Genomic DNA, 7,996 nt, shown 5'->3' with positions numbered 1-7,996 from the left:
GCGTGGCGGTGCTCCAGGACGCCCAGGGCAACTACCAGTTGCGCTTCGACGTCGACAAGACCGCACCGGCCGCTCCGGCTCCGGCCGAGGGGACGGCGCGCCCCGGTCGACCTCGACCGAGCAGGTCTCCGGCTTCGGGTCCCCGGACCGGAGCGCGAAGGGGGACAGGCGCACGGTCGGATGAACGGCTACCTCGGCCGGGTCGACGAGACCGACGTGATGGTGGTCAAGCGGCCGGGAGAACGTCTTCGCGCTGAAGGCCGACAGCTCGATGGAACACGTCGACGGTGGTCTCGATGTTCGACGTCGAGATGACCTCCGACGGCTACGTGCCGCACCCGACCAGCCCGGAGAGCCAGGCGCCGTTGGGCCGGGGCGAAGTTCAAGACCGCGTCGGGTACACCGACGACGGGCGCAGCTTCGCCCGTCGCGGTCGAGAGCTACCGCTACAACGGGGAGAAGGACGCGAACAACGTCCGGATCAAGGACGGCGTGCCGTACTTCGCCAGCGACGTGTTCCTGACGCAGTGGCAGGCCGTGGACGCCCTGGCGCAGCAGAACGGGGCGGACGGGATCAAGCAGAAGGACGTGGCGAAGCAGCTCGGGAAGCAGCCGGTGGCGGTGCCGTCCGGTCTGCCGGACTCGATCTACCGGCAGAACATCTCGGGCACCCCGGCGAAAGGCCGCCCTCGTCGCGATCATGGGGTCCGGACGCGGGGCCGTACAACCGCGTGGCGACCCCGGAGCAGGCCGCCCGCCTCCTGACGGAGACCCAGAACGGCTCCAGCACCAAGCAGAGATCGTCGACCAGTTCAACGACGTGGCCGGCCCGCCGCGAGGGCGAGCGGATGGAGATCAGCCGGGTCACCGTGATCCGGGAGGCCAACGGCAGCTTCCACCTGCGGCTCGACGTGGCAGCAGGAGGCGCCGGTGACGACCGCCCGATGCCGCACCGGCGGGCCAGGGCCCAGGTGCCGCCCCGCCGCGGGCTTCGGCTCGCCGGGCCAGACGCCGCCCGGTCCCTCGGCCGGGTGACGCCCACCGCGGTCCCCGACGGGTCGGCTGCCCAAGGCACCGGCCTCCCCGTCGGACGGGACGCCCCCGCCGGACCAGCCGGCGCCGGGGCACGGGAACGGCACCGGCCGCAAGCGCGGCCGGGACGAGGAACCGGACGAGACCCCGGACAAGTGGCGGCGCACCCCGGCGTACGAGAACAGCGACGCCGTGCTGATGGGCCGCGGCTACCTGCCGGCCAGTGACGCGCAGTACGACGCCCTGGCGCAGCACACCCAGGGCGCGAAGTTCCCGCAGCCGACCAAGGAACTGCTCGGCCTGGTGGACCCGCACAAGGTGCCGGTGACGCCGCCGCCCGGGTTCCGTTCCCGGCAGCGACCTGCACAACTGCCTGGAGGGCGTCGAGGCGTACCGCGACACCCATTTCGGGCCGCCCGCGCCCCTCGGGGCAGACCTTCACCGGCGAGGCGGAGCTGGGCGTGGCCTCGATGCTGAACAAGCGTCACGACGTCCCGCACCTGTTCGGCACGGGCCAGCCGGCCCGTCGACTCCCTGATCGACAAGGTGAAGCAGGGCGGCCCCGGTGCCTTCGCCACCGTCATGGTGGGCAAGGAGGGCGCGGAGGGCCATGCCCTCGCGCTGGTCAACCTGCCCCCGCAGGACGGCAAGCCGGGCGGGCCGCACTGGGGTCGACACCAGCAAGAAGACCTCCTGGCCCGCCGAGCCGGGCGCCCTGCCGGACCGGCGCGCAGGCGACTGGAAGGTCTGGGCCTCGGCCGTCGACGGCCGGGAGCAGACGCTGCCGGGCATGACGCCCGACCCGGAGTTCCGCGAGCACTTCGGTGCCAACGACACCCGCACCCCGGCAGAGGTGCAGGCGGCGGTCCGCGCCGGGTGTCCACCCTCGCCGGGCTGATGGAGGGGCGGGTACGCCGACCACAGCACCTTCCCGAACTCGAAGCTGGTCAACGGCTTCCTGCAGGACGGCGGGTCCGCGCCGCTCAAGTACCACCAGGTCGAGCAGCAGACCAGCGACTTCGAGCAGAAGGAGGGCAGCACCTCCGACGGCGCGCCGAAGAAGGGCGCCCAGTTCACCAACGCGTACGGCTTCGACGCCGACGGGCGCGGTTCCGCGCTGATGATGGAGAACTACAAGGCGGCGGGCGACAAGTCCTACTTCGCCAGTGACGGCTTCTTCACCCAGTGGGCGGCCGTGCACCCCGGGCGGCCGGTCGGACAAGGACGTCCGGCGCCGGCTGGAGAACCCGTCGACCCTGGAGATCCCCGACTCCCTCCCCGCGAACATCTAGCGCCCGCAGGGTGGACCGCGGCGTTGATCCGACGCAGCAGCGAGGAGTCCCCTCCGGTGAGCCGATCCGCCAAGTCGCTGCCCTTCCGCCGTCTCACGCGCGACTGCACCGGCACGCGTGAAGGAGTACGCGGGCGACACTGTCCGGGCCCCCACGGGTGGGCCCACCGGGCAGCGCGACACGGGGTACGGCGCCGGAGGGCGTGAGCCGGATGCTACTCGGAGCGACCTCGGCCCGCGAGCGTTTCCGCAGCTCATCACCGGTTCGGTATCGAAACGGTACGTAGGCCCCGTCGCCCGGCGGGGTCGGCCGGGCCCGAACGGCGGGCGCCGGAACGCGGCGGTGCGCGACGGTGCGCGGTCGCGGCCGCGCACGGACGTGACCGCGCACGGACGTGACGGGGCAGCGACGGGGGAGTGGTGGCGGGGCGTCAGCCGCCGAGGCGCCAGACCGTGGTGGTCTTCACCCGGCTGTCCTCGAGGTCGGCCGCCGTCGGCACCTGGTAGACCGCCACCTCGGTGAAGGCCCCGCGCGGCAGGTAGGCCCGCCCGGGGTCGCCGACCAGCACCAGCGCGCCGCGCTCCTGAGCCCGGGTCAGGAACGGCAGCACCCGCTCGGCCATCGCCCGCTCGTAGAACACGTCCCCGGCCAGCACCACCTCGGCCGGTCCGCCGTCCCCGCCGAGCAGGTCCGCCAGGACGGCGTCGAGCCGCACCCCCGTTGGCCTCGGCGTTGAGCGCGATCGCGGCCACCGCGTACGCGTCGATCTCGGCCGCCGTCACCTCCGCCGCGCCGCGCAGCGCGGCCGCGACCGCGACCAGCCCTGAACCGGCCGCCAGGTCCAGCACCCGACGGCCCGCCACCACCTCCGGGTGGTCCAGTACGTAGCGGGCCACGGCCTGGCCGCCGGCCCACGCGAAACCCCAGAACGGCGGCGGCAGGTCGGCCTGGCCCTTGCTCTCCTCGGTGTGCTCCCAGAGCGAGATGGCCGAGGCGGCCTGGTGCAGCCGCACCTCCGGCACGAACGGCACCGGCGCCAGCTCGGTCTGCTCCCGCACGAACCCCCGCAGGGCCTGCTCGTCCACCGTGGCCACACCCATGCTCCGCGCCTTCCTCTCACCGGTGCCCGGATCCTACGCCGGGTCCGCCACCTCGCCGACCGGCCGCAGCAGGGCCCGGGGCGGTCGGGGGTGACCCAGACCCTACGGCATCTGACGGCCCGTCACGTGCGCGTCACGTGTCCGTCGTACAGCCGCAGCACAGCGGCAGCACGGAGGCAGCGCGGCTGCCGCGCGCACGAGGCGCACCGGGGCCGCAAGGGACCGTCCCACCAGCTGGAATTCGCTCGTCCGGGTGGGTCGGCGCTGCTAGACATGCCCGTCATGAGCGACCTACGACTGCGCCCCGCCGACCCCGACGAGATCCCCGCCCTGCTGGCCTTCTGGGCCAGGGCTGCGGAGGGCACCAGCATCACCGACGACCCCGAGGGGGTCGGACGCCTGATCGCCCGTGACCCGGAGGCGCTGATCGTCGCCGAACGGGACGGCGCGGTGGTCGGCACCGTGATCGCCGGCTACGACGGCTGGCGGTGTCACCTCTACCGGCTCGCGGTCGACCCGGAGCAGCGGCGGCAGGGCATCGCCGCCGCACTCCTGGCCGCGGTGGAGGAGCGGTTCGCCGCACTCGGCGGCCGGCGGGCCGACGCGATGGTGCTCGACCACAACGAGCTCGGGCAGCACGCCTGGCGGGCGGCCGGCTACGGTCCCGAGCCGGCCTGGACCCGCTGGGTGAAGCCGCTGGGCTGAGCGGCCCCCCGGATCTCCCCGCGGGTCGGTCACGGCGAGGGGGCGACGTCCGCTCCGCGCCGCTCGGGGTGCGGCGTCGTCGGACGGGGCGTCAGGGGTGCGGCGGCGCGGAGGCGTGGCGGACGTGCGCCCCTGGCGTGCGCTCGCACAGGCGGCGCAGCCCGACTGGTGGTAGTGGCCGGAGTACGTACGGTGAGATCAGGTACGAGTAGCCACACCCGCAGGAGTCCGGGACATGCGCATATCCACCCTCGCCGGGGCCGCCGCCCTGCTGGCCGTGAGCGCGCTGCCGCTCGCCGGCCCGGCCGCCGCCCGGACCGAGTCCGACCACAGCTCCACCGTCCCCGGTGGGACCCCGCCCCCGCTGACCACCCCGGCCCCGTCGGTCCCGTCCGGTCCGGCCGCGCCCCTGCCGCACGGCCCGGTGCGGGCGGGCAGCGGACCGGTGCCGGACAGCGGTCGCACGGTACTCGCGGTGGGCCTCGGCTCCGCCTCCGTGCTGGCTGCGGGCGGGGCCGTGGTGCTTAGGCGGCGTCAGAGCCGGTAGCGGTACCGGCCGAGACCGTCGCGTTAGGGCGGGTGGCGCGGTGTCGGACCGTCGTGCCACAGGAGCGGCGAGGGAGAAGGAGGGTCCCGGATGGCGACTGCCATGGGACGAGAGCGGCGGGAGGGCTGGCGCCGCCGGGCGCCGGGCGTGCTCGCGCTGGCCTCGGCGCTGTTGGCGCTGGGCGCCTGGGGCGTGGGGCTGGGCGCCTCGTCCGAGCTGCCGCCGGTGCCCGGGACGCCCGCCGCCGCGCCCGTCCCGGTCGTGGTGGTGCCGGCCGTACCGGCGCCGGTGCACGGGATGGCCCGGTCGGTGCCCCGGCGGCTGCGCATCCCCGAGCTGGACGTGGACGTCCCGCTGGTCGAGCTGACCCTCGGGACGGACGGGTCGCTCCAGCCGCCGGAGTCCGAGGAGACCGCGCTGGCCGGCTGGTACGCGGCCGGGACCAGCCCGGGCGAGACCGGCACCGCCGTGCTCGCCGGGCACGTCGACACCGTACGCGGCCCCGCCGCGCTGTACCGGCTGGCCACCCTGACGCCCGGTCAGGCCGTCCTGGTCGACCGGACGGACGGCGGCACGGCCCGCTTCGTGGTGGACGAGGTCGCCAACCACCCCCGCGAGGCCTTCCCCAGCGACCGGGTCTACGCCCCGGCCCCCAGGCCCGAGCTCCGGGTGATCACCTGCGGCGGCCGCTACGACCGGGCCCACGGCGGCTACCAGGACAACACCGTGGTCTACGCCCACCTGGAGCAGCGGCCGTGACGGCCGGTCAGCCGCCCGTCGGATCGGTGTAGTCGGCGGTCCGCCGCACCTCGCCGAAGCGCGGGAAGATCCGGCCGACGGCGAACTCGTGCTCGTCGGCCGCGAAGCCGGACATGGCGTCCGCGACGAACTCCACCTCGTAGCCGAGGTCACTCGCCGCCCGCGCCGTCGACTCCACCCCCATGGTGGTCACCAGGCCGCCCAACACCACCGTCCCGACGCCGAGTTCGCGCAGCCGCGCGTCCAGGCCGGTGCCCTGGAACGCGCCCACGGTGTGCTTCACCACGGTGACGTCCCCGGGCTGCACCAGGCCCTCGGCGAAGCCGCTGCCGGGCGGCTGCTCGGCCACCCCGGGGCGGTCCACCCGCACCAGCACCACCGGCCGCCCCTGTACGCGGAACGCCTCCGCGAGGCGGCGGCAGCGGGCCAGCACCTGCTCGCCCTCGTACGGGGCGAGCGGGAGCGCGACGATCCGGGGCATCAGGTCGATCAGGACCAGGGCGGTGTTCACGGGCCGAGCATAGGGGCCGCGCGGCGTTCGGCCCCGGCGGGGCAGGGGAAAACCCGTCGATCCGCCGGCCGGTCCGGCCTACGCTCCTGTCCATGTCCCACGCGAAGACCAGCTACGTCTGCCTGCCCTGCCGGGCCTCGTACAAGCAGCCGTACGAGGGTGCCCACGAGCGCCGCTGCCCGCGCTGCGCCGAGCCGCTGATCCACGTCGGCTCGGCCTTCGCCGCCCCCCGCCGACGCGACACCGCCGCCTGGCGGGTCCTCTCGGTGCTGCTGCACGCGGGCGTCCGCTTCCACAAGTCCTGCTGCGGCGGCCCCGGTTACCGCCCCCGCTCCGTCCCCGAGGTCCGGGAGCGGCTGGTCCACGCCCGCCGCACCGGCCGCCCGGCGGCGGAGGCGCTGGTGCGATACGGGCTCTGACGCGGACCGGCCGTGCTACCCCCTCCCGGAGGGGGTGGCACGGCCGGTCCGTCTCACACGGTGCTCAGCACTGGGGCCGCTTGCCGTGGTTGGCGCCGTGCTTGCGGCGGGCCTTCTTCTTGCGGCGTCGCTTGGAAGACATCGCGTCTGCTCCTCTCGGTGCGGTCTGCCGGTCCTCCGTTCAACCTCGCACGGGCGGGAGAGGTCGGCGAGGCGGCGCCGCTGTGCGGGTGACGGGGCGTGAGCGGAGGGGGACCGGCCGGTTCCGGCCGTCCGGTGACGGTCACGCGGGGGAGAAGGGTGGATGGTGTGGCGCAGGTGTACGGGTGGCGGTGTGCGCAGGGACGGGTGGGGCGGGGAGCGGCGGATGGGGCGGGCCGCAGAAAGGCCGACAAGCGACCGGCCGGCGCATGCCAGAGGTCTAGGCCAACAGGGGCTCCGCTCCTAGGGTGTGACGCACCGTCAGCCGGGCCCGGGTGTCGACGGAGACCGTCCGCCACCACCACCCAGGGGGTACCCGCATGTCGCTACGCCTGTTCTCGCGCGTGGTCAGATCCGCGCTGCTCGCCGTGAGCGTGCTCGCCGCGCTCCTCGCCGCCACCCTGCCCACCGCCTCCCCGGCCGCGGCCGCCGTACCGGACCGTTACGGCTTCGCCTTCCTGGACAACGCGACCCCGCCGCCCGCCTACGTCCCGGACACCACCCGCCAGTGGGGCAGCTGGCCGTCGCCGGGCGCCAACCCGGTCAAGGTCGACCAGGTGGGTGTCGGCCAGTACGTCGTGCACTTCCCGCTGATCGCTGGCCCGGGCGGGATCGCCCACGCCACCGCCGTCGGTCGCACCGGCAGCTGGTGCCAGGTGAAGGGCTGGGGGCCCGGTCGGGACCGGACTCGACGTGACGGTCCTGTGCTACAAGCCCGGCGGCATCCCGGTGAACTCGCTGTTCACCGCGCTCTACACCACCAGCAGCGGGGTCCCCGCCCCGGCGGGCGGCGGCTACGGCTACACCTACTCCGCCCCCACCGGCGCGGTGATCACCCAGTACAACTCCTCCGGCGGGGCCAACACCGTCAGCCACGGCTCCACCGGCATCTGGAAGGCCTGGCTGCCCGGCCTCGGCGCCGCCACCCCGCTCGGCAACTTCCAGGTGACGGCGGTGGACGGCGTGCAGGGCGCCCGCTGCAAGGTGGCCGACTGGTACCCGGCCGCCAGCGGCCAGACCGCGATCGTCGCCTGTTTCGACGCGGCCAACAACCCGTACGACACCCGCTGGACGCTCAGCTACTCGGTCAAGCGCGCCGTGCACGGCCCGGCCTTCCCGCCCAAGTACTTCGGCCACCTCTGGTACAACGGCGGCGTCCCGGCCGCGACCAGCTTCAACTCGGTCGGCGCGGTCAACTCCCTCGCCGGGTCGGTCCCGTACTCGGTGACCATGCCCGGGGTGGCGCAGGCCCCGGACACCTCGCACACCACCGCCTTCGGTCCCGGCCCGGACTACTGCGGCGAGGCCATGCCCTGGAACCGCAGCGGCAGCACCCTGACGCTCTACCCGATCTGCTTCAACGGCAGCGGCAGCCCGGTGACCGGGCGGTTCTTCACCGCCTACACCTCGGCGTTCTGACCCGTCGTCGG

10 protein-coding genes and 1 pseudogene are annotated in these 7,996 nt (G+C 74.5%); 7 read left to right on the top strand and 4 right to left on the bottom strand.

The window, feature by feature from the left end; all coding sequences use genetic code 11:
* Positions 1 to 492 precede the first annotated feature (492 nt).
* Together ABD946_RS35180 and ABD946_RS35175 are read left to right on the top strand one after the other, a co-directional pair.
* Positions 493 to 765 carry a hypothetical protein gene (locus ABD946_RS35180; protein ID WP_345289747.1) on the top strand — a complete coding sequence of 91 codons (273 nt, stop codon included), beginning with the start codon at positions 493 to 495 and terminating at the stop codon, positions 763 to 765.
* 877 nt (positions 766 to 1,642) lie between these two features.
* Positions 1,643 to 1,930: a hypothetical protein gene (locus ABD946_RS35175; protein WP_345289746.1), complete on the top strand. Its 288-nt coding sequence runs from the start codon at positions 1,643 to 1,645 to the stop codon at positions 1,928 to 1,930.
* An 824-nt stretch (positions 1,931 to 2,754) separates the two neighbouring features.
* Here the strand turns inward: ABD946_RS35175 and ABD946_RS35170 are convergent.
* The gene (locus tag ABD946_RS35170) at positions 2,755 to 3,039 is read right to left on the bottom strand and encodes a class I SAM-dependent methyltransferase (protein WP_345289745.1); all 285 of its coding nucleotides are present in this window, start codon (positions 3,037 to 3,039) and stop codon (positions 2,755 to 2,757) included.
* Positions 3,040 to 3,091: 52 nt separating this feature from the next.
* A pseudogene (locus ABD946_RS43165) lies at positions 3,092 to 3,424 on the bottom strand (class I SAM-dependent methyltransferase); the annotation flags it as partial.
* A gap of 273 nt (positions 3,425 to 3,697) precedes the next feature.
* On the opposite strand from ABD946_RS43165, the gene ABD946_RS35160 reads away from it, so the two are divergent.
* The 3 genes from ABD946_RS35160 to ABD946_RS35150 all read left to right on the top strand — a co-directional run bounded on the left by ABD946_RS35160 (position 3,698) and on the right by ABD946_RS35150 (position 5,435).
* Complete coding sequence (locus ABD946_RS35160) at positions 3,698 to 4,129, top strand: GNAT family N-acetyltransferase (RefSeq protein ID WP_345282798.1); 432 nt, start codon at positions 3,698 to 3,700, stop codon at positions 4,127 to 4,129.
* 235 nt (positions 4,130 to 4,364) lie between these two features.
* Entirely contained in the window at positions 4,365 to 4,676 is a 312-nt protein-coding gene (locus ABD946_RS35155; RefSeq protein ID WP_345282796.1) for a hypothetical protein, read from the top strand.
* A gap of 90 nt (positions 4,677 to 4,766) precedes the next feature.
* Positions 4,767 to 5,435 (top strand): class F sortase, encoded by a 669-nt coding sequence (locus tag ABD946_RS35150; RefSeq protein WP_345289742.1) that lies wholly within the window; start codon positions 4,767 to 4,769, stop codon positions 5,433 to 5,435.
* A 7-nt stretch (positions 5,436 to 5,442) separates the two neighbouring features.
* Here ABD946_RS35150 and ABD946_RS35145 read toward each other — a convergent pair whose 3' ends face one another.
* Entirely contained in the window at positions 5,443 to 5,946 is a 504-nt protein-coding gene (locus tag ABD946_RS35145; RefSeq protein ID WP_345289741.1) for an isochorismatase family protein, read from the bottom strand.
* 92 nt (positions 5,947 to 6,038) lie between these two features.
* Here ABD946_RS35145 and ABD946_RS35140 point away from each other — a divergent pair, with 92 nt between their 5' ends.
* The gene (locus ABD946_RS35140; RefSeq protein ID WP_345289740.1) at positions 6,039 to 6,365 is read left to right on the top strand and encodes a deoxyxylulose-5-phosphate synthase; all 327 of its coding nucleotides are present in this window, start codon (positions 6,039 to 6,041) and stop codon (positions 6,363 to 6,365) included.
* 64 nt (positions 6,366 to 6,429) lie between these two features.
* Here the strand turns inward: ABD946_RS35140 and ABD946_RS43160 are convergent, their stop codons facing one another.
* On the bottom strand, positions 6,430 to 6,507 hold the full coding sequence (locus ABD946_RS43160) for a 50S ribosomal protein bL37 (protein WP_380149272.1): 78 nt from the start codon (positions 6,505 to 6,507) through the stop codon (positions 6,430 to 6,432).
* Positions 6,508 to 7,259: 752 nt separating this feature from the next.
* Here ABD946_RS43160 and ABD946_RS35135 point away from each other — a divergent pair.
* Complete coding sequence (locus ABD946_RS35135) at positions 7,260 to 7,985, top strand: hypothetical protein (protein ID WP_345289739.1); 726 nt, start codon at positions 7,260 to 7,262, stop codon at positions 7,983 to 7,985.
* Positions 7,986 to 7,996: the final 11 nt, after the last annotated feature.

Source organism: Kitasatospora albolonga (genome assembly GCF_039535905.1).
GTDB lineage: Bacteria > Actinomycetota > Actinomycetes > Streptomycetales > Streptomycetaceae > Kitasatospora > Kitasatospora albolonga.
Note: the sequence above shows the minus strand (reverse complement) of the source record. Positions and strands in the feature narration are given on the sequence as shown.